The sequence below is a fragment of the Rhodoferax sp. genome, assembly GCF_018780565.1.
Classification (GTDB): Bacteria; Pseudomonadota; Gammaproteobacteria; order Burkholderiales; family Burkholderiaceae_C; genus Rhodoferax.
Genome location: NZ_JADMJN010000002.1, coordinates 376,972 through 403,968, shown reverse-complemented (window position 1 = coordinate 403,968; position 26,997 = coordinate 376,972). Strand labels below are relative to the sequence as shown.

Annotated in this window: 24 protein-coding genes; 7 read left to right on the top strand and 17 right to left on the bottom strand. The window is 58.5% G+C overall.

Features of this window, described 5'->3' with window-relative positions; all coding sequences use genetic code 11:
* Position 1: 1 nt before the first annotated feature.
* The 4 genes from IV109_RS02270 to IV109_RS02255 are packed head-to-tail and all read right to left on the bottom strand — an operon-like array spanning position 2 to position 2,482.
* Positions 2 to 964, bottom strand: a complete 963-nt coding sequence (locus IV109_RS02270; RefSeq protein ID WP_296691543.1) for an aspartate carbamoyltransferase catalytic subunit — start codon at positions 962 to 964, stop codon at positions 2 to 4.
* 2 nt (positions 965 to 966) lie between these two features.
* Positions 967 to 1,464, bottom strand: coding sequence for a bifunctional pyr operon transcriptional regulator/uracil phosphoribosyltransferase PyrR (pyrR, locus tag IV109_RS02265; RefSeq protein WP_296691540.1), 498 nt, complete (start codon positions 1,462 to 1,464; stop codon positions 967 to 969).
* The gene (gene ruvX / locus IV109_RS02260) at positions 1,461 to 1,886 is read right to left on the bottom strand and encodes a Holliday junction resolvase RuvX (RefSeq protein ID WP_296691537.1); all 426 of its coding nucleotides are present in this window, start codon (positions 1,884 to 1,886) and stop codon (positions 1,461 to 1,463) included. Before ruvX ends, pyrR begins: the two co-directional genes overlap by 4 nt.
* Positions 1,883 to 2,482 (bottom strand): YqgE/AlgH family protein, encoded by a 600-nt coding sequence (locus IV109_RS02255; protein WP_296691535.1) that lies wholly within the window; start codon positions 2,480 to 2,482, stop codon positions 1,883 to 1,885. The genes ruvX and IV109_RS02255 overlap by 4 nt, the downstream gene beginning before the upstream one ends.
* 21 nt (positions 2,483 to 2,503) lie before the next feature.
* Between IV109_RS02255 and IV109_RS02250 the strand changes: the two genes are divergently transcribed.
* The gene (locus IV109_RS02250; protein ID WP_296691534.1) at positions 2,504 to 3,979 is read left to right on the top strand and encodes a deoxyribodipyrimidine photo-lyase; all 1,476 of its coding nucleotides are present in this window, start codon (positions 2,504 to 2,506) and stop codon (positions 3,977 to 3,979) included.
* Here the strand turns inward: IV109_RS02250 and IV109_RS02245 are convergent.
* The 6 genes from IV109_RS02245 to IV109_RS02220 all read right to left on the bottom strand — a co-directional run bounded on the left by IV109_RS02245 (position 3,976) and on the right by IV109_RS02220 (position 13,666).
* Positions 3,976 to 9,765, bottom strand: a complete 5,790-nt coding sequence (locus IV109_RS02245) for an Hpt domain-containing protein (RefSeq protein WP_296691533.1) — start codon at positions 9,763 to 9,765, stop codon at positions 3,976 to 3,978. The genes IV109_RS02250 and IV109_RS02245 overlap by 4 nt on opposite strands.
* Positions 9,766 to 9,809: 44 nt before the next feature.
* Positions 9,810 to 12,089, bottom strand: coding sequence for a methyl-accepting chemotaxis protein (locus tag IV109_RS02240; RefSeq protein WP_296691530.1), 2,280 nt, complete (start codon positions 12,087 to 12,089; stop codon positions 9,810 to 9,812).
* A gap of 21 nt (positions 12,090 to 12,110) precedes the next feature.
* Positions 12,111 to 12,641 (bottom strand): chemotaxis protein CheW, encoded by a 531-nt coding sequence (locus IV109_RS02235; protein WP_296691529.1) that lies wholly within the window; start codon positions 12,639 to 12,641, stop codon positions 12,111 to 12,113.
* A gap of 15 nt (positions 12,642 to 12,656) precedes the next feature.
* Complete coding sequence (locus tag IV109_RS02230) at positions 12,657 to 13,022, bottom strand: response regulator (protein WP_296691528.1); 366 nt, start codon at positions 13,020 to 13,022, stop codon at positions 12,657 to 12,659.
* Positions 13,022 to 13,420, bottom strand: coding sequence for a response regulator (locus IV109_RS02225; protein ID WP_296691525.1), 399 nt, complete (start codon positions 13,418 to 13,420; stop codon positions 13,022 to 13,024). Before IV109_RS02225 ends, IV109_RS02230 begins: the two co-directional genes overlap by 1 nt.
* A 72-nt stretch (positions 13,421 to 13,492) precedes the next feature.
* Complete coding sequence (locus IV109_RS02220) at positions 13,493 to 13,666, bottom strand: rubredoxin (RefSeq protein ID WP_296691522.1); 174 nt, start codon at positions 13,664 to 13,666, stop codon at positions 13,493 to 13,495.
* Positions 13,667 to 13,780: 114 nt separating this feature from the next.
* On the opposite strand from IV109_RS02220, the gene IV109_RS02215 reads away from it, so the two are divergent.
* Both IV109_RS02215 and hemL read left to right on the top strand, forming a co-directional pair.
* Positions 13,781 to 14,704, top strand: a complete 924-nt coding sequence (locus IV109_RS02215; protein WP_296691520.1) for a bifunctional hydroxymethylpyrimidine kinase/phosphomethylpyrimidine kinase — start codon at positions 13,781 to 13,783, stop codon at positions 14,702 to 14,704.
* Entirely contained in the window at positions 14,688 to 15,992 is a 1,305-nt protein-coding gene (gene hemL / locus IV109_RS02210) for a glutamate-1-semialdehyde 2,1-aminomutase (RefSeq protein ID WP_296691517.1), read from the top strand. Before IV109_RS02215 ends, hemL begins: the two co-directional genes overlap by 17 nt.
* A gap of 103 nt (positions 15,993 to 16,095) precedes the next feature.
* Here hemL and purH read toward each other — a convergent pair whose 3' ends face one another.
* From purH to dusB, 3 genes are read right to left on the bottom strand one after another with little or no spacing between them, the layout of a single operon-like run.
* Positions 16,096 to 17,694: a bifunctional phosphoribosylaminoimidazolecarboxamide formyltransferase/IMP cyclohydrolase gene (gene purH, locus IV109_RS02205; RefSeq protein ID WP_296691514.1), complete on the bottom strand. Its 1,599-nt coding sequence runs from the start codon at positions 17,692 to 17,694 to the stop codon at positions 16,096 to 16,098.
* 57 nt (positions 17,695 to 17,751) lie between these two features.
* Positions 17,752 to 17,988, bottom strand: a complete 237-nt coding sequence (locus tag IV109_RS02200) for a helix-turn-helix domain-containing protein (protein ID WP_296691511.1) — start codon at positions 17,986 to 17,988, stop codon at positions 17,752 to 17,754.
* The gene (gene dusB, locus IV109_RS02195; RefSeq protein WP_296691510.1) at positions 17,985 to 19,037 is read right to left on the bottom strand and encodes a tRNA dihydrouridine synthase DusB; all 1,053 of its coding nucleotides are present in this window, start codon (positions 19,035 to 19,037) and stop codon (positions 17,985 to 17,987) included. The genes IV109_RS02200 and dusB overlap by 4 nt, the downstream gene beginning before the upstream one ends.
* A 153-nt stretch (positions 19,038 to 19,190) precedes the next feature.
* Between dusB and IV109_RS02190 the strand changes: the two genes are divergently transcribed.
* A complete protein-coding gene (locus IV109_RS02190; RefSeq protein ID WP_296691509.1) occupies positions 19,191 to 19,661 on the top strand; it encodes a YqaA family protein in 471 nt (156 codons plus the stop codon).
* Positions 19,662 to 19,753: 92 nt separating this feature from the next.
* Here IV109_RS02190 and ychF read toward each other — a convergent pair whose 3' ends face one another.
* The 3 genes from ychF to IV109_RS02175 all read right to left on the bottom strand — a co-directional run bounded on the left by ychF (position 19,754) and on the right by IV109_RS02175 (position 22,451).
* Positions 19,754 to 20,845 (bottom strand): redox-regulated ATPase YchF, encoded by a 1,092-nt coding sequence (ychF, locus tag IV109_RS02185; protein WP_296691507.1) that lies wholly within the window; start codon positions 20,843 to 20,845, stop codon positions 19,754 to 19,756.
* Between the two features lie 279 nt (positions 20,846 to 21,124).
* Positions 21,125 to 21,469, bottom strand: coding sequence for a hypothetical protein (locus IV109_RS02180; RefSeq protein WP_296691505.1), 345 nt, complete (start codon positions 21,467 to 21,469; stop codon positions 21,125 to 21,127).
* An 85-nt stretch (positions 21,470 to 21,554) separates the two neighbouring features.
* Positions 21,555 to 22,451: an MOSC N-terminal beta barrel domain-containing protein gene (locus tag IV109_RS02175; protein ID WP_296692490.1), complete on the bottom strand. Its 897-nt coding sequence runs from the start codon at positions 22,449 to 22,451 to the stop codon at positions 21,555 to 21,557.
* 77 nt (positions 22,452 to 22,528) lie between these two features.
* Between IV109_RS02175 and IV109_RS02170 the strand changes: the two genes are divergently transcribed.
* From IV109_RS02170 to IV109_RS02160, 3 genes are read left to right on the top strand one after another with little or no spacing between them, the layout of a single operon-like run.
* Complete coding sequence (locus tag IV109_RS02170; RefSeq protein WP_296691502.1) at positions 22,529 to 23,656, top strand: FAD-dependent monooxygenase; 1,128 nt, start codon at positions 22,529 to 22,531, stop codon at positions 23,654 to 23,656.
* A gap of 21 nt (positions 23,657 to 23,677) precedes the next feature.
* Positions 23,678 to 24,391, top strand: a complete 714-nt coding sequence (locus tag IV109_RS02165; protein ID WP_296691500.1) for a DsbC family protein — start codon at positions 23,678 to 23,680, stop codon at positions 24,389 to 24,391.
* Positions 24,391 to 26,208 (top strand): peptidase M61, encoded by a 1,818-nt coding sequence (locus tag IV109_RS02160; protein ID WP_296691498.1) that lies wholly within the window; start codon positions 24,391 to 24,393, stop codon positions 26,206 to 26,208. The genes IV109_RS02165 and IV109_RS02160 overlap by 1 nt, the downstream gene beginning before the upstream one ends.
* Here the strand turns inward: IV109_RS02160 and IV109_RS02155 are convergent.
* The gene (locus IV109_RS02155; protein WP_296691496.1) at positions 26,195 to 26,989 is read right to left on the bottom strand and encodes an enoyl-CoA hydratase-related protein; all 795 of its coding nucleotides are present in this window, start codon (positions 26,987 to 26,989) and stop codon (positions 26,195 to 26,197) included. The genes IV109_RS02160 and IV109_RS02155 overlap by 14 nt on opposite strands.
* Between the last annotated feature and the right edge of the window lie 8 nt (positions 26,990 to 26,997).

The following is a 26,997-nucleotide window of genomic DNA, read 5'->3' as shown; positions in this document are numbered from 1 at the left end:
TTCAGGCCTCGTTTCCGGCAACGATACTCATCACCGCCATGCGCACGGCAATGCCAAAGGTCACCTGCGGCAGGATCACGCTCTGCTTTCCATCCACCACCGCAGAGTCAATTTCGACACCCCGATTGATCGGCCCCGGATGCATCACGATGGCATCCGGCTTGGCCAACTGGAGCTTCTCCGGGGTCAGGCCATAGCTCTTGAAAAACTCCTGACTGGAGGGCAGCAGCGCACCACTCATGCGCTCGCTCTGCAAACGCAGCATGATGATGACATCGCACCCGCGAATGCCCTCCTCCAGGGTGTGACACACGCGCACACCCATTTGAGCCATATCAGACGGCACCAGGGTTTTGGGCCCCACCACCCGCACCTCGGCGCATCCGAGCGTCGTGAGGGCATGGATATCGGAACGGGCCACACGCGAGTGCAGCACATCGCCCACGATGGCCACCGTGAGGTTGGAAAAATCCTTCTTGAAATGCCGGATGGTGTACATGTCCAGCAAACCCTGCGTGGGGTGCGCGTGGCGTCCATCACCGGCATTGATCACATGCACATGTGGTGCTACATGCTGCGCAATCAGGTAGGGCGCCCCGGATTCACCATGCCGCACCACGAACAGATCCGCCGCCATGGCGCTCAGGTTGGCGATGGTGTCGAGCAAGGATTCACCTTTGGAAGCCGACGAGCGGGCGATATCGAGGTTGATGACATCGGCGCTCAGGCGCGTGGCTGCGATCTCGAAAGTAGTGCGGGTGCGCGTTGAATTCTCGAAGAAGAGATTGAACACGCTTTTGCCACGCAGGAGCGGCACCTTTTTCACTTCGCGATCACTGACGCTGACAAAATTGGCCGCCGTATCCAGCACCTGAGTCAGGATGCTTTTGGGCAGACCCTCGATCGAAAGCAGGTGAATGAGCTCACCATTCTTGTTGAGCTGGGGGTTACGCTTGTAGAGCATGGCTAACGGGTCTCCACGTTGAAACTGAAAGCACCGGACTCACTGCGAGCCAAGGCCAGGGACTGGCTGGCGGACAGGGCAACACGCGCCGCGCAGTAGTCCGCCTGAATGGGCAGTTCGCGTCCGCCACGGTCTACCAGCACGGCAAGTTTGACGCTGGCCGGACGTCCGAAGTCAAACAACTCGTTGACCACGGCACGGATGGTGCGGCCGGTGTACAGCACGTCATCCAGCAAAATGATGTGCGCTTCATTGACGTCAAACGCAATCTGTGTCTGCGCGCCTGCGGTCATGCCGCGCCGGGAAAAATCATCACGGTGCATGCTCGACGAGATGACACCGGGGCGCTCGATCAGCTTCATGTCCCGCTGCAGGCGTTCGGCCAGCCACACGCCACCCGAGGTGACGCCCACCAGGTGCATGCCGGGGCGGTAGAGGGCCCGCACGCCAGCGAGCAATTCAAGGTAAAGCGCCTCGGCGTCCAGCACGAGTGTGCTCATGGAATACTCCTCAAAAACTGTTCCAGAATAATGCAGGCTGCAGCGGCATCCGCATCTTTTGCGCCCATCGCCAGCGCCTCGGTGGTGGTGTAGCGTTCGTCCACCTCAAACACTGGCAGCTTGAAACGCCCCTGCAGCTGGCGGACAAATTTTTTGGCGCGCGCCGTGTTCTCGTGCGCTGCGCCATCCGGGTGGTACGGCACGCCCACCACCAATGCGTCGGGCTGCCACTCTTTGATGTGCTGCGCGATTTTGACAAAACGCGCATCACCCTCAGCAGCAATCGTGCCTTGCGGCTGGGCAGTCCGCATCAGCCGGTTGCCCACCGCAAAGCCGGTTCGCTTGATACCGAAATCAAGCGCCAAAAAAGTCTGCAGGCCAGGCGGAATGACCAGGGAGCTTGTGGCGTCCAATGCACTCATGCATGCCCCGCATCAGGCGACAGCATCCAGGACTCCAGACCCAGCAGCAACAGGGCCTGGTCATAGCGCTGCGCCACCGGCGTATCAAAAATCACACTATTGCTTGCGGCCACGGTCAACCAGCTGTTTTCCGACAGCTCGGACTCCAGTTGCCCTTCACCCCAGGCGGCATAGCCCAGCGTGACCAATACCTTGCGAGGCCCAGCACCCGTTGACAGGGCTTCCAGCACGTCTTTGGAGGTGGTCATCTCCAAACCGCCCGGGATGGTCATGGTGGACGCGTAGACGGACTCAGCCGGTTTGTCGGCCAGGGCAAAGATGGGTTCATGCAAAACAAAACCGCGCTCGGTCTGGACTGGCCCTCCCTGAAACACGGGGGCGTCCGAGAGATCTTCCCGGCGCAGTGGCAGTTCGACTTTTTCAAACAAGCGCTTCAGATCAATGTCGGCTGGCTTGTTGATGACAAGCCCCAAAGCACCACGCGAACTGTGTTCACACACATACACCACACTTCGGGAGAAAACCTCATCTTGCAAACCGGGCATGGCGATCAAGAAATGATTCGTCAGGTTGGTTAGGGCAAAATCTCCGGGCATAGGGCAATTTTAACGGTGATCATGGGCAATCAGTTCGAAACAGGTTTGATGTGGTTCCGGCGGGATCTGCGCGTGAATGACAACGCCGCCCTTTGCCTGGCCTTGAAATCCTGCCGGCAAGTGCACTGTGTTTTCGTGTTCGACCAAAACATCCTGGACACATTGCCGCGCGTTGACCGGCGGGTGGAGTTCATCCGGCAATCTGTGCATGCTCTGGACCAGGACTTGCGCAAGCTGAGTGGCCTGGAGACGGCGGGACTGATCGTGCAAATTGGCGTTGCCGATGAGGAAATAGTGCTGCTGGCCAAGACGCTGCGCGTTGATGCCGTGTTTGCCGCCCATGACTACGAGCCGAGAGCCCTGGAACGCGACGCACATGTGCAAAACAAGTTGAACTGCATGGGTATCGCCCTGCACACATGCAAAGACCATGTAATTTTCGAGCGCCGGGAGATCCTGACCAAAACAGGAACGCCCTATGGTGTTTTCACACCCTACAAGAACAACTGGCTGGCAACCGTGAGCTCCGATGATTTGCGCAGCCACGATTCGGCTCCATTCGCTGGTGCGCTGGCACCCCGGCCCCAGGCGTTCCAGCGCGCCGTGCCGGCACTCAAAGAGATCGGTTTTGAAGCCAGCAACCTGAGCACACTCAAGATACCTACCGGTGCAGCGGGTGGACGCACATTGTTCGAGGCATTTTTCGAGCGTATGGACGACTACCATGCGACCCGCGACTTCCCCCACGTCAAAGGCCCCAGCTATTTGGGGGTGCACCTGCGTTTCGGTACCGTGTCCATTCGCCAGCTTGCCGCCACCGCCTTGCAACGCCAGATTCAGGGCAGCCGTGGGGCAGAGGTATGGCTGGGGGAATTGATATGGCGTGACTTCTACTTCCAGATTCTGTCCAACTTTCCACACGTTGCTCATGGCGCCTACAAACGCGAATACGATGCGATTTCGTGGGAACAGGGGCCGCAGGCACAAGCCCTTTTCAGGGCCTGGTGTGAAGGGCGAACCGGCTATCCGCTGGTAGATGCAGCCATGGCCCAGATCAACCAGACGGGCTATATGCACAACCGCTTGCGCATGGTGGCAGGCAGCTTTCTGGTGAAGGATCTGGGCATTGACTGGCGCTGGGGCGAAAGATACTTCGCCGAACACCTGAACGACTTTGACCTGTCAGCCAACAATGGAGGCTGGCAATGGGTCAGCTCCAGTGGCTGCGATGCGCAGCCGTATTTCAGGATCTTCAATCCAGTCAGTCAAAGCGAAAAGTTTGACAGTGATGGCAAGTTCATTTGCCGCTATCTACCCCAACTCGCCAAGTTGCCCAAGGCTGCCCGGCACGCACCATGGAAGGCCAAACCTCTGGAACTGCAAATGGCTGGCGTGAAACTGGGTGACAACTACCCTTTGCCCATCGTGGCCCACGACGAAGCGCGGGCACTGACACTGCAACGCTACGCCATCGTCAAGAAATCAGGCACGGATTAAAGCGCGTCTGCAGAGGCAACGCAGTATTGCCGCACCAGACCAATCAGCTCATCTTCCGAATACGGTTTGCCCAAATAATGATCCACGCCCAGCGTACGGGCATGCTCACGGTGTTTCTCGGCAATACGTGACGTAATCATGATGATCGGGAGGTCGCGCAGTCTTTCGTCGCCACGAATATTGCGAGCCAGATCAAAGCCATCCATGCGCGGCATTTCGATGTCTGACAACACCACAGCGGGCTTCTCTTCCTGCAAGCGCTCCAAGGCCTGCAAACCGTCTGCGGCAAGCGACACCCGGAAACCTTCACGCTTGAGCAAGCGCTGGGTCACACGCCGCACAGTGATGGAGTCGTCTACCACCAGCACCAGAGGCGCCTGTGCAACGCTGCTCATCAGTGAATATGGCTGGGCACTGTCAGATACAGCCGACTTTTCCGCCATCGGTCGCTCAGCCTCCACCTGACGCCGTCGTACCTGCTCACCGTAAACAGAAGCCAAAGCCACGGGGTTGTATATCAGAATCACAGCGCCCGAGGCCAACACCGACATGCCGGCAAGACCAGGCAGACGGGCCAACTGAGGCCCGAGGTTTTTAACCACCACCTCCTGATTGCCCAGCACTTCATCCACATGGGTGGCCACCCTTTGCCCCGCGCTACGGAATATCGCAACCGGCAAAGTCTTGGTCCGCGTTTCATTGCTGCCTGCGGAGGCCTCCAGAAGCGAGCCCGCCCAATAAAAAGGGACTTGCTCCCCATTGAATTCAAGCACCTGGTTCGCATAAGCCTTGTCCAGCTCTGCAGCCGGGACACGACGCACCATCTCAACCAGATTGGCCGGTACACCAATCATCAGGTCGCCCATGCGCAGCATGACAACCTGCGTCACCGCCGTGGTCAGCGGCAACACCAATTTGAACTTGGTTCCACGTCCGCGTTCTGTGGATGTTTCGATCCGGCCGCCCAGGGCGGTGATTTCAGCGCGAACCACGTCCATGCCAATGCCCCGGCCGGACAGTTCAGTGACCTGCGACGCCGTTGAAAAACCAGGCGTGAAAATCAGGTTGGCGGCCTCCGAATCGGTCAGGACTTCATCGCCCGAGATCTGACCATTGGCACGTGCTTTCTGACGAATCCGCTCCAGGTCCAAACCAGCACCATCATCGCTGAACTCCACTGTCACATCGTTGCTTTGCTGGTGAAGGCTGATAGTGATAGTGCCCGTGGCCGGCTTTCCAGCCTCCACACGAACCGCAGGGTCTTCAACACCATGGGCCACTGCATTTCGCAACAAATGCTCAAATGCCGGCGCCATGCGGTCCAGCACGCCGCGGTCCATATCAAGCGAGCCCCCGTTGATGTCGAGCTTGACCTGCTTGCCGGAGTCCTTGGATGCCTGACGAACCACGCCATACAGACGCTCTGAAATTCCTTCAAATTCCACCATCCGGGTACGCAGCAAATCGCGCTGCAGTTCACGGGCCTGACGGGCCTGGGCGATCAGGTCATCCTCGGTTCCTTCCACCGTGCGCTGCAGACTGCGCTGCACCGTGGCAACGTCGTGCACCGACTCAGCCATCATTCGGGTCAGTTCCTGCACACGGGTGAACCGGTCAAATTCCAGCGGATCAAAGCCCTGTGCCGAGTCTTTGGCCTGCGCAAGTCGGGACTGCATCTGAGACTCGGACTGCAACTCGATATCACGCAACTGATTACGCAAGCGATCCAGATTTCCCGACAACTCGCCCAACGATCCGCGCAACTGACCCAGGCGAGCCTCCAGCCTTGAACGCGTGATCATCACCTCGCCGGCCTGGTTAACCATCCGGTCGAGCAACTGCGAACGCACCCGCACGGTTTGATTCGAAATGCTGCGCACAGGCGCCAGAGGCGCAACCTTCGGCAGAACAGTGGCAGGCATTGCCGCAAGTGGCTCGACGTTCAAAGCGGCTGGCTCGAACTCAGTCGCGGCAACAGCCGGTTCGGCGGAAGCTGGGCCTGCTTCAGGCAGACTCAAAGCCTGCTCTGGCATTGCGCGCAGTTGATCCAGATTGCTCTGGATCGCATCGAACCGGGTCAGCAAGGGCTCGAGCTGAGACGCCTGCAAAGACTCCGTACCCAAATGTTCAATGGCCGATTCCATACGGTGGGTCATTTCACCCATGCGCATGGCGCCGGCCAGACGGGCACTGCCTTTGAGTGTATGCAACACACGCAAGACTTCATTGCGGGCGCTTAGATTTTCGGGTCGGGCCGTCCACTGCCGCAGGGCACTGCCAAGTTGCGGCAACAACTCCAGCGCCTCTTCTTCAAAAATCGGAAACAGGTCCACATCCAAGGCGTCTACGGCGTCGATATCATCGTGTTCGTCGTCAACGAGCGCGCTGACTGTGCTGACACTGCTGTCGGACCATGTTGCCAGCGGTACAACGCGGTCAGTGGCAGGCGGGGCAGTCGCTTCGGCCACTTCCTGCACGGGCACCTCAGCCGACTCCGGGGCCTCATCCACATCGGACTCCACTGCGATTTCCGACTCAAGCGAGGGCTCGATGTACTCATTCTCCTCAGCACTGCCTGCCACTGCCGGAAACTCAATTTCCAGAATGGCCTTGAGAGCCTCCAAAAGATCGCGATCGGGGTCCTTCAGGAAACCAGCAGCAAATTGGTGCAACAAGCGGCGAATATCTTCCGCAGCCCCAATGAAGACTTCGGCGTGCTCTGGAACGCCTTGCGCATGCAGCTTCACGTGCTGCAAGGCCTGCTCCAGCGCACGCGCAATTTCCGAAAGGGCAAAGAAGCCAACGGTGGCGGAACTGCCGGACAAGGAGTGCGCCAAGGCAACTGCTGCGTCAGGCAGTGGTCGATGCAATTCCAAAGCCCACTCAGTCAGTTCAGTGAGCAAGCGGCGCGACCATTCATCGGCTTCGTTCAAGTAAACGTTGTACAACGAGATGCCGATTCGCAAGCTGCCAATGACCTTCACCTGGTCTTCCAGGTCCGGCTCCGTCAAACCGCTATATGACTCCTCCAGATCGGAAGGAGCAACCGGTGCTTGCTCTGCGGCTGCTTCCAGCAGACTCGACCCGGCTTCTTCGACGGCAAACTCTTGCAACGGGGATACGGTGTTTTCATCGGAAAGATCGATCAACTCCGGCGCAACGATCTCAGTTGCGTCCGCATCGGGAAGCTCGGGCGACAAAGTCTCCTTTTCATCGGAAAAGGAGGCCGACTCAACGAATGATCCAGCGTCTGGTTCAATATCGCCGAAATCGAAATCAACCAGGTCAAGTGATTCGGCAACCTGCGGTGCGGCTGCGGGTGGCTCCGTAGCGAAATCCAGCATTTGCGTTGAACTGAACTCCGGATGATCGAATTCTTCCGCAACTTCCGGCGGGGCTGATGCAAGCTCAGGCGCCGACTCCAGCACCTCTTCGCCCGGCAACAGCAACCCGACAACACGATTGTCCATGCGCAAGCCATCTGCAGCCGTGCGGAACGCCTGGGCGTTCCAGTGGGCGTGATTGCCTTGTGCAATGTCTTCGACCCAACGTCCAAATCCCTGAATGGCTTTCTCAGCAAGCGCGATCAACTCAGCGCTTGCCGGCTTCTGCTCCGCCAGCCATGTGTTGAGCAATTGCTCCAGCGACCAGGCAGCTTCCCCAAACTCATTGAGGCCCACCATGCGGGAGCTTCCTTTGAGCGTGTGAAACGCCCGGCGTAGCGTGGTTTGCGGCCCCAAATCCGCAGGATCAACGGTCAACTCACGGACCGCCTCCAAACCGGTTTGAACCACTTCACGAGCTTCCTCCAGGAAGATCTCCTGCAACTCGCGTTCGTCATCATCTAGAGGTTCTTCCGACACCGGCGTTGCTGCGGCCTGGACCGGCACCACGATCGGGGGCTGCACTGGCGCTTGGGCCGTTGCCTCTGGCGTGACAACCGAAACTTCTTCGGACGGGACAATTTCCGCAACGGGGCTTGTTAGTGCCGTGCTCGCAACTGGCACCTCGGCCACCGCCGCTTTCTCACGTCCCATAAGAGGTTTGAATTCGCCAAGGTCTTCGTCATAGACAAAAAGCTTCTTGGCCAGTGCACGCTGATAGCTCAGCATGTCAATCAAAAATCCGAGCGCCCCCAGGCTGTTGCCCAACTTCTCGAAAATCCCGGTGCGCGCGGACTCGGCGTCGATGTGATCAACCAAAAATTTCTCAACGCTGTCACGCATCCGCAAGGATGCGAGTGCTGCCTGATCCAGCCCCAGAACAGAGAACACCCCCCGCATTTGCGCCAGCTGACTGGGCACCTCATGCAGTGGCACTTTATCCTGAGGATTGCGAAAGAATGCATCCAGGGATTTTTCAACCTCAGCCAGCGTGGAACGAAGCTCATCGACGACGCTACCCATGGTCTGGCGATCACTGACCCTGCGGTACAGCTCCTCCATCCAGCCCTCCAGCGCTTCGGACTGCCCACCCGCATTCACATGGTCCAATCGCCTGGCCAGACTGGCACTGCGTTCGGCCATATTCGACTCGGTTGGGTCCAGATCTTCGTAGGCGGCTTCGAGGTAAAGCACAGCCGTCGCGACTTCCATGGCCAAAGTAGGCGTCGGAGCCTCGCCGGAGCGCGCCGTAGTCTCGATGGCCCGCATCAAAGAACGTGCCAGATCGCCACTTTCCGGGTGAAGTTTCAAAACCGAGTCTGCCACCAGACTGAATTGATCGAGAGCGACCTTCAGCCGGTTGGTGTCGCCCCCTGCGAGGGCAGACCAGGTCTCGGTTGCCGCAGCAATCCGCTTGCGGGCCTGTACCAGCAAGGCCGGATCAAAACGTCCGAACTGAGGCGTGTCGTAGTCAAATGGTTTGGTTCGATTCAGCCCATAGGCCAACCGAACGGCTGCAAGTACCGGCGCATCCGCAACCTGGACGGGAATAGCCTGCGCACAGAAGAAAAGCAGATCCTGAGCCAGGCGATCCGAAATACCGGGTTCACCCCGTGCCAGGGTTCTGTATTGCAGAAGGATTCTGGAGGCTGCGCGCTTCCCGTAGACATCGGTAGGGCAAAGCCCCTGGGATACCGCTTCGAAGTAGGCGGCACAAATTTTCCAGAACACACGGGGTTCCAGTTCATTTTGTCCGGCAGCAAAGCTAAGGCTGATGGCCCGCATGGCCCGCGCTGCGGCCACATCACCGGACTTGACGACCTTCAGAACGTACCGGTCAATACGTGCCCGGACCGCTGAGTCATAGGCCAATGGATCAGCCTGCTGAGGCAAGTCCATATCAATCCAGCGCCACTCGATGGGCCACAAATCCGCTGGGTGCACACGATCATCACCGACCAGTTCCAGCACATCGCGGTACTGCGGAAAGAGGGCGACAGAGGAGGCGTTTTTACCTTTGAGAACACCCTCAAGGTATTCAGTCAACGCAAAACTGGCGCGCTCAACCTTGTTGGCAGCCTCGTCGCTGCAAAGCTCCGGTCGCTGGACAAATCTCTGGGCCAACGCTTCCATGGCGCGCAAAACTTTGGCCGGTGCGGCCATGCCAACCATCTCCAGGGCGCCAACCGCCTGGTGCAACTGTTGCCGGGCAATACGCAGCTGGCTGGCGTCCAGAGCGGAGAGATCCGAACCACGTGCCAACTCCGCGTCCCGCACAAAACGCCGAAGCGCTTTGGTCGCACCATCCAGCGATTTGCGCAACTCGTCGAGCACCCAGGCCAAAGGCCCGAGGTCATTGGTTGCAAGTTCATTGTCGCCAGTCAGGGCAGCGTTCGGTTGCATGGGTTCGTGCACTCCTGGGGGTAACAAATTCAAATTGAGGGGGCTCAGGCAATCTTGAACCGGGACACTGACTGACGCAGTTCTTCAGCCATTTTCGAAAGTTCGCGAACCTGCGCGGCCGTCGAGCGCGTACCCTCGCCCGTCTGCTCGGTCACCGCGAAAATGTGCTGGATGTTGTCCGCCACCACATTCGCAAGATTCGCTTCACGCGACGTTGAATTCGAAATTTGCTCAATCAGCTCAGCCAGTCGGCGCGACACCTGATCAATCTCGGTCAGGGCAGTACCCGCATTGTCGGAAAGCTTGGCTCCATCCACCACACCCTGGGTAGAGCGCTCCATCGCGCCAATGGCATCGTGCGTATCGGTCTGAATTGCCTTCACCAGCGCAGAAATCTGACGCGTCGCATCGGCAGAACGCTCCGCAAGACGCTGCACCTCCTCCGCCACCACCGAGAAGCCTCGGCCTGCCTCACCAGCAGACGCTGCCTGAATAGCAGCGTTCAGCGCCAGCACGTTGGTCTGTTCGGTAATGTCCGAGATCAGTTCGGTAATCTCGCCAATCTCCTGGGACGACTCACCCAGGCGCTTGATGCGCTTGGAGGTTTCCTGAATCTGGTCACGAATCGAGTTCATACCGCCGATGGCGTTTTGCACAGCCTGCAGGCCAACCTCGGCAGCTTGCAGCGACTGACGAGCCACCGAAGCAGACTCTTGCGCTTGCACGGACACCTCGTTGATTCGGGTCGCCATTTCCACGACCGAGCGACCGGTCTCGCGAATTTCATGCAGTTGCTCATTGGAAGCCGCCAGCAGTTCGGTTGAAGTCGTGTCCACGTCAGCCGTCGTCTGTGCCACGCGCGTCGCAGTGTTTTGCACGTTGCCCACCAGTGAACGCAGCTCTTCCACCGTGTAGTTGACGGAATCCGCGATAGCACCCGTGATGTCCTCAGTCACCGTCGCTTCCTGCGTCAAGTCCCCTTCAGCGACCATCTGCAATTCGTTCATCAAACGCAAAATGGCGGCCTGATTGGCATCGTTCACACGTTTGGCTTCCTGTTCCTGGCGCTCCGCATCCACACGCTGGGCCTCGGCCACAATTTGACGCTGACGACTGTCCAGCAGTTGCACGCGGGACAAGCCGATCGCACTCAGCAATGCCAGGGCCGCAGCCACAACCAGCAGACTCAACGAGCCGCCACCCAAACCAGCTCGCGATGACAATTTGCCTTGCAACTCTTCCAGGCCACGGCGTAAGGGTTCACTGTCGCCAATGATGGAGGCTTGTGCCTCACGCGCCGAAACCAGGCCCTGCAGGTTACCCAGAATGGCACCAGCCTGCGTACGGGTTTCCTCGTAAAGCTTGATCAGTGCCTCAAGCTGTTCACGGGTTTGGGCATCTTTGGCTTCCTTTAAACGCAGTTCGGAACTGCCATCCAGCAGACCTTGTGCAATTTCCTTGAACAAGTTCAAGTCCTTGCCCAGCAGGAACACCGCCTCGGGACTCACACCCTCCACCGTCAGGAATTCGTTGGATGATTTGCCGATCCGCTGCGTCAACATCACCAGTTGGCCTGCTGCTGAAATTTCAGAGGCTGGCGCATTTTGCTGCAATTTGAGGGAGGACACCGTCTCGGCAATTTCCAGCAGATCGGATGACTGCCGGTTGATAAGCCGCAACGCCGCACTCACTTGAGTCAGGATTTTTTGCTGGGACATCACCGCTGCGGTATTTTTTTCCGCCCGATCCACCAACGGCCGGATCTTGTCCAGTTCCGCCTGGTAATCATCGCTCAGTGCCGACAAACCCAGTTGATCGTCGCCGCTCTTCAGACCACGCACCGATTTGGCCAGCACGCCGGAGCTCTCTGCCACGTCTGGAAAGGCCTGGGCACCACCCACAAGCGCCTGTGAAACCGATTTGGCAAGGCGCTGCGACTGCATCAAGGACTGACCGGTTGCACCCAGCTGTTGCGCCACGCGGTCCGCCTGCCTGAGCGCAACGACCGTTACAACCGCGAGCAAAAGCAAAGCCGCGCCCAACGCGATGGAAAGCACACGCTGATGCTGCGCAACCGTTTTTCTTCCGAGAATGGGAAGCGTAATCAGATCCGCAGAATCGTGCTCTATCACTTCGACTGTGTCTGGCTCGGACTTGGCCTGCATGACCGGGGCCGCAACCTCATTGTCAACTTCGGCAATGGCTTGCTCGGTCACCATCGGGTCCACGGTGCCATCGGGCATGCCAAGACTCAAACCGGACTCCAGCTGGGATTCCGGCACTTTTTTCGCAAACAGATTTTTCAGTTGGGTAACGACGGACATTGTGAAACCTTCAGTTGAAACTTAAGCACTTATGCTCAAAAATTCGGGAAATTGGGACAAGGCACGCAGGTTGACTTCCTGCCAGCTCACACCATTGAAATCGGTGAATCGGCTACCAAAATAAGCTGGCGAGCCTTCTGGTGGGGCCACTGCACTGGTGAAGGCATCGTGCTTGCGAAGGCCAGCCAATCCATCCACCATCAAGGCGCAGTTGAGTTCCAGCGCAGAATTGAAAGTGATGACACTGGACTCGGCAAGCGATTGCTCGGTTCTGACCCGCAGCGCTCCGTCACCCATGAAGCTTGCCAGGTCAACCACGCCAAACAGTCCGCCGCGAAGATTGACCACACCCATGAACCACGGCCGGGAATAGGGCACAACCTGAAGGTTGGCCAAAGGAAAGATTTCACCAGATTGTGCGAGCGGGAACAGGTAGTTTTCGTCCCCAACGGTAACCGCCAGCCACGAAATTGCCACGCCCTCGGAGCTGGCAGCCTTGAGTCGGCTTGCAAGACGGATCTGGAGTTCTCTGAGAGCTTCGCGGTTTGCCATGCTGTACCGGGGATTTCAGCCCAAAGCCTTGATCTTGACCATCAACTCGGCCGCATCGACCGGCTTGGTGATGTAGTCGCGTGCACCTTGGCGCATACCCCACACGCGATCGGTTTCGAGGTTCTTGCTGGTGCACATGATGATCGGGATGTCCGAATATTCAGGGGTGCGGTTAATGGCCCGCGTCAACTGAAAGCCGTTCTGTCCGGGCATCACCACATCCATGAGAATCAAGTCAGGCTTTTCTTCTGTCAAACGTTTGAACGCCTCATCCGCGCCTTCCGCCGTGCGAACCGACATACCGTTTTTCTGCAACAGATTCGTCATGAACATCAACTCGGTCTTCGAGTCGTCCACGATCAATACTTTTTGGATAGCCATCAATTAACTCCTTGGATCACTGCGCCAAATTGCTGCACAGCCTGCAGCAGTTGGTCTTTGGTAAACGGTTTTGTCAAATAGTCCTGCGCGCCAACCATTCGCCCGCGAGCCTTGTCAAACACACCGTCTTTCGACGACAGCATGACAACCGGGACACCTGAGAACTTGGCGTTGCGTTTGATGATGGCGCAAGTCTGGTAGCCGTCCAGCCTGGGCATCAGGATGTCGCAAAAGATGAGATGCGGTTGATAGTCGTTGACCTTGGCCAGAGCATCAAATCCGTCTTCGGCAAGCATGACTTCATGCCCGCCTTGCTTCAGGAAAATTTCGGCACTGCGCCTGATGGTATTGCTGTCGTCGATCACCAGCACTTTAAAAGTCGATCCAGTCGTATTCACAAGAAACTGCTCCTGAACTGACGGTTAGTCATAACGATAGTACGCATCTTCATCAGATTGAACGGATGGTGTTCAAATTTGCACCATTTCGAAGTCTTCCTTGCGGGCGCCACATTCAGGACAGGTCCAGTTCATGGGAACTGCATCCCACACTGTCCCAGGCGCAATGCAATGCTCAGGATCGCCTGTCGCTTCGTCGTAGATCCAGCCACAAATTAAACACATCCACGTATTAGTCTGATTCACAGCTTAAAGGGCCTTCGAATAGAATGCAATCATTGATTAAGGACGTCATCCGCGATTTCCGCGTCGCTCGCCACAACGTGCGCTATTCTGCCTGAACAAGACCACGGCCTGATCATGCTTCCCCCCACGGTTTCCCTAATACAGCACGACCTGCATGCCACGGCGCGTCCCGCGTGTGTCATGGTGTTTAACGCCAGCGATCCCAGCGGTGCTGCAGGCCTGGCGGCAGACATCACAACCATTGCTTCGGTTGGGGCTCATGCATTGCCGATCATCACAGGTGCCTATGCCCGTGACACCGCCGAGATTTTTGACTTTTTCCCACTTGGCGAAGAGGCCATCACCGAGCAGGCCCGGGCCACGCTGGAGGACATTCCGGTGCAAGTCATCAAAGTGGGATTTGCCGGCTCGCCGGAGAACCTGAGCGCTGTGGCCGGCATCGCCTCTGACTACGCAGACGTGCCGCTGGTGGCCTACATGCCCGACCTGTCGTGGTGGGATGAAGTGCAGATCGATTTGTATCTGGACGCTTACAAAGAACTCATACTGCCCCAGGCTACCGTGTTGGTTGGAAACCACAGTACGTTATGGCGCTGGCTGCTTCCTGACTGGAGCACAGCACGCAGCCCCGGCGCCCGGGACATTGCCCGCGCTGCCCAGGAACTGGGCGTGTCCTATGTGCTGGTCACCGGTCTTGCGTTGCCGGACCAGTTTATTGACAACGTGCTCGCATCACCTCAAGCCGTGCTCGCAAGCGAGAAGTTCGAACGCTTTGAAGCCGTCTTCTCAGGCGCAGGCGACACCCTTTCGGCCGCACTGGCCGCCTTGCTGGCCAGCGGCAGTGATTTGTCTGAAGCATTTTCCGAGGCACTGAGCTACCTTGACCGCTGTCTGGATGGTGGCTTTCGTCCAGGCATGGGGCATGTTGTGCCCGACCGCCTGTTCTGGGCGCAACCCGACGCTGACCCCGATGCCGAGAGCGCCCCGGACCCAACCATTCCCGATATAAAAATCCCTCCCCATGACACACAACACTGATCTCAACATCGCACTCTTTGAGCGCGCCAAGCGCGTGATTCCTGGAGGCGTCAATTCGCCGGTCCGGGCTTTCAAGGCTGTCGGCGGCACACCCCGCTTTGTGAAGCGCGCTCAGGGGGCGTACTTCTGGGATGCCAATGACCAGCGCTACATAGACTACATCGGCTCCTGGGGCCCGATGATTCTGGGTCATGGCCACCCGGCGGTCGTGCAAGCGGTGCAGCAAGCGGTGCTCGAAGGGTTTTCTTACGGGGCGCCAACCGAGCGCGAGGTGGAATTGGCCGAAGAGATTCTGCGGCTCGTCCCCTCCATGGACATGGTGCGCCTGGTCAGCTCAGGCACCGAAGCGGCCATGAGCGCCATCCGTCTGGCACGCGGCGCCACCGGGCGCAGCAAACTGATCAAGTTCGAAGGCTGCTACCACGGCCATGCGGATGCGCTGCTGGTCAAGGCGGGCTCGGGGCTGGCGACCTTTGGCAACCCCACCAGTGCCGGTGTACCGCCTGAAGTGGTGCAGCACACGCTGGTGCTGGAATACAACAACATCGAACAACTGGAAGAGGCTTTTGCCTTGCACGGCCCCGAACTGGCCTGCCTGATGATTGAACCGATTGCCGGCAACATGAATTTTGTGCGCGCGTCGGTGCCCTTCATGAAGCGCTGCCGCGAACTGTGCACGCAGCACGGCGCCTTGCTGGTCTTTGATGAAGTCATGACCGGCTTCAGGGTGGCGCTGGGCAGCGCACAAAGCGTTTATGCCCGTCACCTCCCTGGCTTTGAACCCGACATCACCGTCATGGGCAAGGTGATTGGCGGCGGCATGCCTCTGGCGGCTTTTGGCGCCAGGCGCGCTGTGATGGAGCACTTGGCGCCACTGGGCTCGGTGTATCAGGCGGGCACCCTGTCCGGCAACCCGGTCGCCACCGCCTGCGGCCTGGCCACCCTGCGCGAAATTGCGAAACCCGGCTTCTATGAGGAGCTGAGCCGCAAGGCCCAGTTGCTGATGGGCGGTCTGCAAACCGCGGCTGACAAGGCAGGCGTACCGTTCTGCACTGACAGCGAAGGTGGCATGTTCGGCTTCTTCCTGTTCAAGGAACTGCCGCAAAACTATGCCACCGTCATGACCACCGACAACAAGCGCTTCAACATCCTGTTCCACGGTCTGCTGGACCGCGGTGTGTACATCGCACCGGCGTTGTACGAGGCAGGCTTCATGAGCGCGGCACATACCGATGCGGACATTGCCGAGACGGTGGCTGCAGCGGCCGAAGTATTCAAAATGATATAAAAATAAGAGCCTTTTATCCTTACTGGACGAGGGCCAGGAGGCTATTTTCCAAGAAAAAAGGCCACCTTCCGGTGGCCTTTCTGTCATCTACACAAACCAGGGCCTAGTGGCGGAAATGACGCACTCCGCTGAACACCATGGCGACGCCACGCTCGTCGGCCGCATCAATCACTTCCTGATCGCGCATGGAGCCGCCGGGCTGGATGACGCAGGTAGCACCTGCATCCACCACCACATCCAGACCATCGCGGAACGGGAAAAAGGCATCGCTTGCGACCGCCGTGCCCGCCAATGACAGGCTGGCGTGCTGGGCCTTGATGCTGGCAATGCGGGCCGAGTCCAGGCGACTCATCTGGCCGGCACCCACGCCCATGGTCATGCCGCCTTTGCAGAATACGATGGCGTTGCTCTTGACGTACTTGGCCACGGTCCAGGCGAACAGCAGATCTTGCAGTTGCTCGGGTGTTGGTTGCTTTTGGGTGACCACTTTAAGGTCCGCTAAGGTGAGTTCGTGGTTGTCGGCGGTTTGCAGCAGGATGCCGGAGCCGATGCGCTTCATGTCGACGGCGTTGCGGCCCTGCTCCCAATCGGTCTTGCCGCCCTTGGGCAGGTCAATTTGCAGAATGCGCACATTCACCTTGCTCTTGAACACCTCCAGCGCGGCCGGGGTGAAGCTGGGGGCCATCAGCACTTCGACAAACTGTTTGGAGATTTGCTGCGCACCGGCCTCGTCCAGTTCGGTGTTCAGGGCGATGATGCCGCCGAAAGCCGACGTAGGGTCGGTCTGGAAGGCCTTGCTGTAGGCCTCCAGCGCGTTGGCGCCCACGGCCACGCCGCAGGGGTTGGCGTGCTTGACGATGACACACGCGGGGGTGTTGAAGCTTTTGACACATTCCCACGCGGCATCGGCATCGGCGATGTTGTTGTAGCTCAATTCTTTGCCTTGCAGTTGCTTGGCGGTGACCAAGGAGCCGGGCGCGGGGTACAGGTCCCGGTACAGCGCGGCGCTCTGGTGCGAGTTCTCGCCGTAGCGCAGGTCTTGCACTTTGACAAAGCGGCCATTGCTCTGGCCGGGGAACAGGTCCAGCGTGGGGGCCTTGTCACCAGCGGGAACCGCTTCGCCAATCTGGATGGCCGACAGGTAATCGCTGATCGCGCCGTCGTACTGGCTGATGCGGTTGAACGCGGCAATCGACAGGCCCAGCTTGGTTTTGTCACTGACCTTGCCTGCGGCTTTCAGTTCGGCAATCACGGTGGCGTATTGGGAGGCGTCGGTCAGCACCGCCACATCTTTCCAGTTCTTGGCGGCGCTACGCACCATGGCCGGGCCGCCAATGTCGATGTTCTCGATGGCGTCTTCCAGCGTGCAACCGGGCTTGGCCACGGTGGCTTCAAACGGGTAGAGATTGACCACCAGCACGTCGATAGTGTCGATCTGGTGCTCGGCCAGCGCGGCCATGTGCGCCGGCACATCGCGGCGGGCCAGCAAGCCGCCGTGCACGCGGGGGTGCAGGGTCTTGACGCGGCCATCCAGCATTTCGGGGAAACCGGTCATCTCGGCTACTTCGGTCACTGGCAGGCCTGCTTCCGAAAGCAGCTTGGCGGTGCCGCCGGTGGAAAGAAGCTTGATGCCCTGGGCGTGCAGGGCTTGCGCCAATTCGACGATGCCGGTTTTGTCGGAGACAGATAAGAGTGCGTTCATGGATTTAATCTAAAGGTTCAGTGAATGTCGTGAGGGCCTTGAGCGGCCCGGTTCTGGCTACTTGATCAGCTTGTGTTCCAGCAGCTTTTTTCGCAGCGTGTTGCGGTTCAGCCCCAGCCACTGGGCCGCTTTGGACTGATTGTTGTCGGCGTGGTGCATGACGACCTCAAGCAGGGGCTTTTCCACCACATTGACCATCATGTTGTACATGCCGTCAGGCTCGGTACCCCTCAAATCCCGGAGGTAACCCTCCAGACTGGTGCGCACACACTCCTCAATATGCTTCTTGCTCATGCCTGTGTCTCCATATATTTCTCTTTCTCGCTTCCAACGCAATTCGGAACGACGTCGGGAATCCTGTCCATGCGATCGTTCAGTTCATCAAAAAATTCTGCCACGGCCCCGGCCTGTTGACCACAGTCTTCCAGCGAATTCATGCGGGCACGAAATTCCGGGCCACCGGGCAATGCCTTGACGTACCAGCCAATGTGCTTGCGCGCGGTCCTGACCCCCGAGAACTCGCCGTACAGCCCGTAATGGTCTTGCAGATGGTCCAGCAGCAAGTGCTTGACCTCGGCGACCAAAGGCGGCGCCAGGTGCGTGCCCGTCGCCAAGTAGTGCGCCATCTCACGAAAGATCCAGGGGCGACCCTGCGCCGCGCGACCAATCATGACCGCATCGGCGCGCGTCACCGCCAGCACATGACGGGCTTTTTCGGGCGTATCAATATCGCCATTGGCCACCACCGGTACACCCACCGCCGCCTTGACGGCGGCAATGGTGTCGTACTCGGCCTGCCCGCCGTAACCCTGCTCGCGGGTGCGCCCATGCACCGCAATCATCTGGACACCGGCTTGCACGGCCGCCCGTGCCAGCACCACCGCATTTTTTTCCGACTGACACCAGCCCGTGCGCATTTTGAGCGTGACCGGCACGCCCCGCGGCGCGCTCACCGCCACCACCGCTTCAATGATGGACAGGGCCAGCGCCTCATCCTGCATGAGTGCCGAACCCGCCCACTTGTTGCAGACCTTTTTTGCCGGGCAACCCATGTTGATATCGATGATCTGCGCACCCCGGTCGATGTTGTAGGCGGCAGCCTCGCCCATCATGTGCGCATCCGTTCCGGCAATCTGCACTGCAATCGGACCCGGCTCACCCTCATGGTTGGCACGGCGGGACGTCTTGAGGGTGTTCCACAAATCGGGGCGCGAGGTCACCATCTCGCTGACCGCATAACCCGCCCCCAGCTTTTTGCACAGCTGACGGAAAGGCCGATCGGTCACCCCCGCCATGGGGGCAACAAAGAATGGGTTTTCCAGATTGAACGGGCCGATGTTCATGCGAACGAATCGAAAGGAATGGATGAAACGTGATGTCGGGAAATTGGGGATTGGCGAAGCTTGCTCGCTGCAACAGGATTCTACCTGCTCAAAATTTCAGCAATTGAAATGCCCCTGCCGGCACAACCCCGGGTCTGCCATACTCGCCGACTGATGGAAACCTGGCTTGAACCTTTGCTCGCAATACTGGCACTACCCCAATACGGGTTGAGCACTGTTTTTGTCGTGTCTTTTATTTCGGCCACGCTGGTGCCGCTGGGATCCGAGCCTGCCGTTTTTGGGCTGGTGAAGCTCAACCCCGAAATGTTCTGGCCAGCCATCTTCGTCGCCACGGCCGGCAATACGCTGGGCGGTGCGGTGACTTGGGGCATGGGGCTGGCCTCGCATAAGGTCATTGACCGCTACCAGCAAAGCAAAAATCACATCCGGGCATTGGACTGGCTGCAGCGCATCGGCCCCAAAGCCTGCCTGTTGTCCTGGCTGCCGGGTATCGGCGACCCCTTGTGTGCGGTGGCGGGCTGGCTCAAACTTCCCTTCTGGCCATGCGTGTTCTACATGGCAATCGGCAAGTTTGGGCGCTATCTGACGATGACTGCGGCCCTCATTGGCGTCTTCGGGAACTGAATCCGCCCAGCTGTCAGTCCACTTATTGCTATATTATTAATAGCAATATCAACATATCCTACGCTGGCTAAAAGTACTTCAGCCTCCAAATATCAAGGACTGAACAGGAAATTCATCACATCGCCGTCCTTGACGACATACTCCTTGCCTTCGCTGCGCATCTTGCCAGCGTCTTTCGCGCCCTGCTCGCCCTTGTAGGCAATGAAATCTTCATAGGCGATGGTCTGGGCCCGGATATAGCCCTTCTCGAAATCGGTGTGGATTACCCCTGCCGCCTGCGGGCCGGTATCACCCACATGGATGGTCCAGGCGCGCACTTCCTTCACACCCGCAGTGAAGTAGGTTTGCAGACCCAGCAGCTTGTAGGCAGCGACGATCAGGCGGTTCAGTCCCGGCTCGTCCTGACCAATTTCGGCGAGAAACATCTTTTTGTCTTCTTCTTCCATGTCGGCCATTTCGGCCTCCATCTTGGCGCAGATGGCCACCACCGGCGCATTCTGCAAGGCAGCATAAGCCTTCAGGCGATCGAGGAAGGGGTTGTTCTCGAAACCATCTTCGGACACGTTGGCCACGAACATGGCCGGCTTGGCCGTGATCAGGAAAAACTGCTTCAACAGGGGTAGCTCTTCCTTGCTGAAGTCCAGGGTTCGCACCGGCTTGGCTTCGTTGAGCGCGGCTTGGCACTTCTCCAGGATTGCTACCAGCTTGATCGACTCTTTGTCGCCGGAGCGCGCGGTCTTGGTAACCCGGTGCAGGGCCTTCTCGACTGCGGCCAGATCGGCCAGGCACAACTCGGTCTGGATCACTTCGATATCGGAGATCGGGTCCACCTTGCCAGCCACGTGGATGACGTTGTCGTCTTCAAAACAGCGCACCACATTGATGGTGGCGTCGGTTTCGCGGATGTGCGCCAGGAACTTGTTGCCCAAACCTTCACCGGTGCTGGCGCCAGCCACGAGGCCGGCGATGTCCACAAACTCAACGATGGCCCGCTGAACCTTTTGCGGATTGACGATGGCCGACAGTGCATCGAGTCGCGGATCGGGCACTTCCACGATGCCTACATTGGGCTCAATGGTGCAAAAGGGGTAGTTCTCAGCCGCAATGCCCGCCTTGGTCAGGGCATTGAACAGGGTGGATTTACCGACATTGGGCAGGCCAACGATGCCGCATTTCAAACTCATGGAAATATCCTTAAAAATCAAAAGATCAACCGCACATCACACCCCGTGGGGGCATCGTGGAAGTGCTCGCTACACGCCAGCATCCAGTGGTCGGGTGGGGTGAAGCGATCCAGCGAGAAACCAGCAAGTTCGCTGGTTTTGTCCTCGTTTTATCCTGGGAAACTGGTACAGATTGTAATGATTGGCGAATTCCCGCTACACAGGATCAACACATCGGACCTATCACACACGCACCAGACCAGGCCGCATTTTGTAAAAATGCCACCGCCCCTCATGCCGTCAATCGTCTTTGGACAGCAACTCCTGCAGTTGCCTCTGACGCAAGTTCGCCGGCATTTCGAGTGTGGCCCGGTCCCACTTTTCAAGCTCAATCACGGTGTCCAGGCAGTCCTGCATGATGGCGTGCGACTGGACCGTGCTTTGCAGGATGGCAGCGTGAACCATCGGATTGTTGTCCAGACCCGCGAGGCAATTCTGCTGGTACCGATACAACTCCCGCAGTTTTCGCATGGCATCAGCCACCTGAGCCGGACAGGCGCACATGTAGATCAAGCCCTGCTCAATGATCTGCGCCAGTTCAGCATCGGTATATCGCTCTTCATATTGCATAAGTTGAACTTCCACTTCATCTTTCAGGTTCGAAACGCCAAGCGTCCCCCGGAATCCACTTTCAATGAACGCATTTTAGGTTGCGCGTGGTGCCATCAATTTACCCAAAATCAATATCCGCAAAAAGTGTTTGACCAAGCTGCAAAACAGCACCCACACCCTGCATCACAATAACATCCATGCCGAAGGTCACCGCCCCATTCAGACGCGCATCCTGCCGGTAGGCCTGCAAGGTGTCGCCCACCTCGGGACTGCTGGCAGCCGTTGCAGGGTCGATATTGGGAATAGGACAACGCGGACAGGGCTTGACGGGTTTGAGTACAACCTGGATGCGCCCTGCGTCGATCTGCATCAAGCCAAGACGATCTTCGTCATGCGCCTGCAAGCCGGACAAGACGATGTTGGGACGGAAGCGCTCAATGCCAACCGGGCTGTGGCCGGCTGCAACCAGGCGCTCATTCAGATCAAGCAATGAAGCCTCACTCAAAACCAGCAACGGAAAACCATCATTGAACTGGTTCAGCGCCTCAAGGCCGCCGGTCCACTTCAGGCTCGACAAACGCTTGTGCGCCGGATCGAACCGGACCAATCGATAATTCGCAGCACCCGCCACAGGGGCGCCGCTGGCGGAAAGCGACAGGAAATCCGTGAACCACTGAGCTGCCAGCGGCCCCATGTCGTAAGCGGGCACGGCATCATCCCAAACCGTGACGGTGGCCGACTGCTCCACCGAGTTCAGAGAAACATGCAGAGCCAACATGCCGGGCGCCCTCAGCACCAGTTCACCGCCTATGAACTGGGGGCGTACCAAGGCAAGCTGAGGTTGCTCGCGCTGTGTCACAAATACACCCTGCGCATCGACCACCATCCAGGCGCGGTCCAGGTCCAGACCGGTTTCGGTCAAGACAGCCTCCTGCAACTCAACGCCCGCACACGACTTGACGGGGTAGATGAAGAGGCGAGCAAGCCGGGCGCTTGCGTCACCGCAGGGCTGCATCCTTGTGTTCACAGAGAGTTCTCCAGACAGAATGAGGGGCAATCCTCGATTCTGCCCTGCCTTCTACAATCCCGGCTATGACTCAACCCTTTGATATTTGCATCCGCGGCAACGGCATTGTGGGTCGCACGCTGGCCCTGATGCTGGCACGCGAGCGTCTGCGTGTGGGCCTGGTGTCCGCCAACCCGTCGGCAGCCAAGGCGGGTTCACCGCCAAAGGGCGACATTCGGTCCTACGCCTTGAATGCGAAATCCAGAGCGCTGCTGGAATCCCTGCGGTGCTGGCCTGATGCGCGGGACGCAACGGAAGTGCTCGCCATGCAGGTCAAGGGTGATGCCGGTGGAGAGGTGAACTTCAGCGCTGCCGAGCTCAAGGTTCCGGGCCTGACCTGGATTGTGGACGTACCGGTGCTGGAAGCCCTGTTGGCGGATGCTGTGCGGTTTCAGCCGCTGATTGAAATTCTGGATACCCCCCAGCCAGCCCAGTTGACGGTCATCTGCGAGGGCAAAACCAGCAGCACGCGCGCCGAGTTCGGCATTGACTTTGATGTAACCCCCTATGCCCAGAAAGCCATCGCGGCCCGCTTGAGCTGCGAGCTTCCCCATGAGCAAACCGCTTACCAATGGTTTTCTCAGGGCGAGATCCTGGCTTTTTTGCCCATGGGGGGCGAGCAGGGGAACTCTGTCGCGATTGTCTGGTCAGTCAATGAAGATCATACGCAGGCATTGCTGGACGAAAGCCCCGCCGATTTCTGTGAAAAGCTGGAGAAAGTCAGCGAAGGCAGACTGGGCAAACTGAGTCTGATCAGTGAACGCAGCGCCTGGCCCCTGCAAATGGCGCGCACAGAGCACTGGGCAGGCACATGGGAGGGCAAGGCATGGGTTTTGGCAGGCGACGCAGCACATAACGTGCACCCGCTTGCCGGGCAAGGCCTGAATCTGGGGCTGGCCGACGTGGCAGTTCTGGCAACGACACTGCGCGATCGTGAATACTGGCGCAGCGTGAGCGATGAAAAGCTGCTGCGCCGCTACGAAAGATCGCGTAAAGCAGAAGTAGCGGCCATGAGTGCTGCAATGGATGGTTTGCAGCAGTTGTTTGCACAGACAGCCACACCTTGGCAAAACATGCGCAACTGGGGCATGAACAGTTTTGAGCGCAGCGGCCTGATCAAGCAATGGGTTGCTCGTCAGGCCATGGGATTTTAATTTTTGACTGAACGGATGATGATGAAATTGATGAAAACCACGTTGATCGCCGCCACGCTACTGGCCTGCCTGGGCGCGTCGGCTCAGGAAGCTGTCATCCGCAAAAACCTCGGCGAGCGGCTTCCCCAACTGCCAAAAATCGATGAGGTCACCAAAAGCCCCATGCCGGGGCTTTTTGAACTCCGCGTCAACGGCACCGAAATCTTCTACACCGATGCCGAAGGAAATTTTCTGGTGCAAGGTAACCTGATCGATACCCGGCAGCGGCGCAATCTGACAGAAGAACGTATTGAAAAATTGACAGCCATCAGTTTTGACACCTTGCCACTCAAGGACGCCTTCACCATCGTGCGGGGTAACGGGAAACGCAAACTGGCAGTCTTCGAGGACCCGAACTGCGGTTATTGCAAACGCTTTGAGCGGGATCTTCAGAAAGTGGACAACGTGACGATTCACATGTTCCTCTACCCCATCCTCAGTCCCGATTCCAACGAAAAATCAAAGAATATCTGGTGCGCCAAGGATCGGGTCAAAGCCTGGCAGGACTGGATGGTGCGCGATCAGGCGCCGGCCACCGCAAATTGCGACACCGCGGCCATTGCACGCAACGTGGAAATTGGCCATAAGTACAAGATCACCGGTACGCCCACCCTGCTGTTTGCCGACGGCTCCCGGGTGCCCGGTGCGATTGGCACGGCACAAATTGAAAAACACCTGAACGACGCCAAAAACTGATGGCATCGGCGCCCCTGAATTACGAGGTCCGGATCAAGGACCTGCACGCGCACCTTTTTCAGGTCACGCTAACCATTGCCAAGCCCGAGGCATCTCAGAAGGTGAGTCTGCCCGTGTGGATTCCGGGCAGCTATCTCGTGCGCGAGTTTTCAAAAAACCTGCAGAATCTTGCCGCTCAACAAGGCAGTAAAAACGTAGCGCTGACGCAAACCGACAAATGCAGTTGGCAAGTGCATTGCGCAGCGGGCAAGCCCTTGATTCTGAGCTACGAAATCTATGCGTTTGACAATTCGGTGCGAACCGCCTGGCTGGACACCTGCCGGGGCTTTTTCAACGGCACCAGCATGTTTCTGCGGGTCGAGGGTCAGACCTCGCTGCCCGTCAGTCTCGAAGTGGCCGCCCCCAAGGCCATGCCCGGCTGGCAACTTGCCACCGGTCTTGGCCCCGATAAAGTCACGGCAAACGGTTTCGGCAGGTATCTGGCCGCCAACTACGACGAACTGGTGGACTGCCCGGTGGAGATGGGCCCCTTCTGGAGCGGCTCATTTGTCGCATGTGGCATACCGCACCGATTTGTTGTCGCAGGTGCGCCCCCCAGCTTTGACGGCAGCAGGCTGATCGACGACACAAAGCGGATCTGCGAAGCGGAAATCCATTTTTGGCATGGCACCAAGGCCGGCGCACGCGTGGGTGCCAAAGCCCCCTGCCAGAGTTACCTCTTCATGCTCAACGCTGTTGATGATGGCTACGGCGGACTGGAACACCGCAACTCCACCGCGCTGATCTGCACCCGCAAAGACCTGCCACGACTGGACCATACGCGGGGAGCGCCTGCGCCAGCCAAGTCAACTGACAAGCGGGTGAAACTCTCGGAGGGCTATACAACGTTGCTGGGCCTCATCAGCCATGAGTATTTCCATACCTGGAATGTGAAGCAACTGCGACCGGTCGAGTTCACCAGCTACGACTATGCCAACGAAAACTACACGCAGCTGCTGTGGTTTTTCGAGGGCTTTACCAGTTACTACGACGATCTGATTCTGCGCCGCGCAGGTCTGATAGACGATACCGTCTACCTGAAGCTGCTCAACAAAACGATCAATCAGGTGCATCAGACCCCGGGGCGTGAGGTGCAAAGCGTTGCACAGGCCAGCTTTGACGCCTGGGTCAAGTACTACCGGCAGGACGAGAACACCCCCAACGCCACCGTCAGCTACTACACCAAAGGCGCATTGGTCGCCCTGTGCCTTGACCTGACTCTGCGCCAGGAAGGCAAGACCACACTCGACGCGGTCATGCGCGCCCTGTGGCTGCGTTGCAAGGGTGGGCCCATGTCGGAGGCTGACCTGGCCAGCGTACTGGCTGACTTGTCGGGACGGTCTTTCGCCAGGGAGATAGCGCGGTGGGTGCACTCGACCGCAGACCTGCCGCTCAAGACCCTGCTGGAGAACCGGGGCGTCGCCATCCTGGAGGACCCCGCCCAAGTGGCGCAACGCCTGGGTCTGCGCGTCTCGGAGAGTGGCGGGATTCATGTCAAAGCGGTCTTGCGAGGCGGCGCCGCAGAGCGGGCCGGCCTGGCCGCTGGAGACGAATGGATAGGGATTGAAACTGGCTCAGGCAAATCGGCCAGCAGTTGGCGTTTGACCAAACTGGATGAGATCGCGCTCTACGCGGGAACCGCCAGCAGGATTGGCGTACTGGTTGCACGCGACAAGCGGCTGCTGCGGCTGACACTGACCCTGCCCAAAACTGTCACGACATGGCGCCTGGCTGCCCGTGACAGCAAGCTGGTCGATCAATGGCTCACTGCCCCTTGAACTGGGCAGGGCGCTTTTCACGAAACGCCATGACGCCTTCGATGTAGTCCGCGGTCTTGCCCATGGCGGATTGCGTATCGCGCTCCACATCCAGTTGCTGGGTCAGGGTTCGGCTGCCACTGTCCCGCAAAATGTGGCGCGTGGCGACCAGCGCCTTGGTGGGCATGCCCGCCAAGCGCTCGGCAAGGGTCATCGCTGCGGCCAAGCAGTCGTCCGCCACATCCCAAATCATCCCCCACTCCTTGGCTTGCACCGCCCCGAGCTTGTCACCGGTCATGGCCAGCGCCATGGCACGTGCCAGGCCCAGCCGCTCTGTCAGAAACCAAGTGCCGCCAGCATCTGGAATCAAGCCAATTTTGCTGAACGCCTGAATGAAACTGGCAGCAGGTGCCGCAATGGCAATGTCGCAGGTCATGGCCAATGAAGCACCCGCACCTGCCGCCACGCCATTGACGGCTGCAATGGTGGGCATGCGCAGATTTTGAAGGCGCCGCACCGTCGGGTTGAAAGCCTGCTCGATCACGGGGCCAGGGTCAGCGCGGGCCATCATATCCGGGCCGGGAGTGAAATCAAACTCGGCCAGGTCCGCGCCAGCGCAGAAACCGCGCCCGGCACCCGTGATGACCATCGCCCGGATGGCTGGATTGGCTTCCGCCTGATCCAGTGCAAGCCACAAGTCGCGGTGCATCTGGCGCGTGAAACTGTTCAAGGCCTGCGGACGGTTCAAGGTAACCGTCGCAACACCGCCTTGCTCGGCGTACAAAACTGCAAGTTCAGACATGGGGGAGC

Coding starts and splice junctions, on each gene's coding strand:
- IV109_RS02270 (WP_296691543.1), bottom strand. CDS start 964: ATGCTCTACAAGCGTAACCCCCAGCTCAACAAGAATGGTGAGCTCATT.
- pyrR (WP_296691540.1), bottom strand. CDS start 1,464: ATGAGCACACTCGTGCTGGACGCCGAGGCGCTTTACCTTGAATTGCTC.
- ruvX (WP_296691537.1), bottom strand. CDS start 1,886: ATGAGTGCATTGGACGCCACAAGCTCCCTGGTCATTCCGCCTGGCCTG.
- IV109_RS02255 (WP_296691535.1), bottom strand. CDS start 2,482: ATGCCCGGAGATTTTGCCCTAACCAACCTGACGAATCATTTCTTGATC.
- IV109_RS02250 (WP_296691534.1), top strand. CDS start 2,504: ATGGGCAATCAGTTCGAAACAGGTTTGATGTGGTTCCGGCGGGATCTG.
- IV109_RS02245 (WP_296691533.1), bottom strand. CDS start 9,765: ATGCAACCGAACGCTGCCCTGACTGGCGACAATGAACTTGCAACCAAT.
- IV109_RS02240 (WP_296691530.1), bottom strand. CDS start 12,089: ATGTCCGTCGTTACCCAACTGAAAAATCTGTTTGCGAAAAAAGTGCCG.
- IV109_RS02235 (WP_296691529.1), bottom strand. CDS start 12,641: ATGGCAAACCGCGAAGCTCTCAGAGAACTCCAGATCCGTCTTGCAAGC.
- IV109_RS02230 (WP_296691528.1), bottom strand. CDS start 13,022: ATGGCTATCCAAAAAGTATTGATCGTGGACGACTCGAAGACCGAGTTG.
- IV109_RS02215 (WP_296691520.1), top strand. CDS start 13,781: ATGCTTCCCCCCACGGTTTCCCTAATACAGCACGACCTGCATGCCACG.
- hemL (WP_296691517.1), top strand. CDS start 14,688: ATGACACACAACACTGATCTCAACATCGCACTCTTTGAGCGCGCCAAG.
- purH (WP_296691514.1), bottom strand. CDS start 17,694: ATGAACGCACTCTTATCTGTCTCCGACAAAACCGGCATCGTCGAATTG.
- IV109_RS02200 (WP_296691511.1), bottom strand. CDS start 17,988: ATGAGCAAGAAGCATATTGAGGAGTGTGTGCGCACCAGTCTGGAGGGT.
- dusB (WP_296691510.1), bottom strand. CDS start 19,037: ATGAACATCGGCCCGTTCAATCTGGAAAACCCATTCTTTGTTGCCCCC.
- IV109_RS02190 (WP_296691509.1), top strand. CDS start 19,191: ATGGAAACCTGGCTTGAACCTTTGCTCGCAATACTGGCACTACCCCAA.
- ychF (WP_296691507.1), bottom strand. CDS start 20,845: ATGAGTTTGAAATGCGGCATCGTTGGCCTGCCCAATGTCGGTAAATCC.
- IV109_RS02175 (WP_296692490.1), bottom strand. CDS start 22,451: ATGCAGCCCTGCGGTGACGCAAGCGCCCGGCTTGCTCGCCTCTTCATC.
- IV109_RS02170 (WP_296691502.1), top strand. CDS start 22,529: ATGACTCAACCCTTTGATATTTGCATCCGCGGCAACGGCATTGTGGGT.
- IV109_RS02165 (WP_296691500.1), top strand. CDS start 23,678: ATGAAATTGATGAAAACCACGTTGATCGCCGCCACGCTACTGGCCTGC.
- IV109_RS02160 (WP_296691498.1), top strand. CDS start 24,391: ATGGCATCGGCGCCCCTGAATTACGAGGTCCGGATCAAGGACCTGCAC.
- IV109_RS02155 (WP_296691496.1), bottom strand. CDS start 26,989: ATGTCTGAACTTGCAGTTTTGTACGCCGAGCAAGGCGGTGTTGCGACG.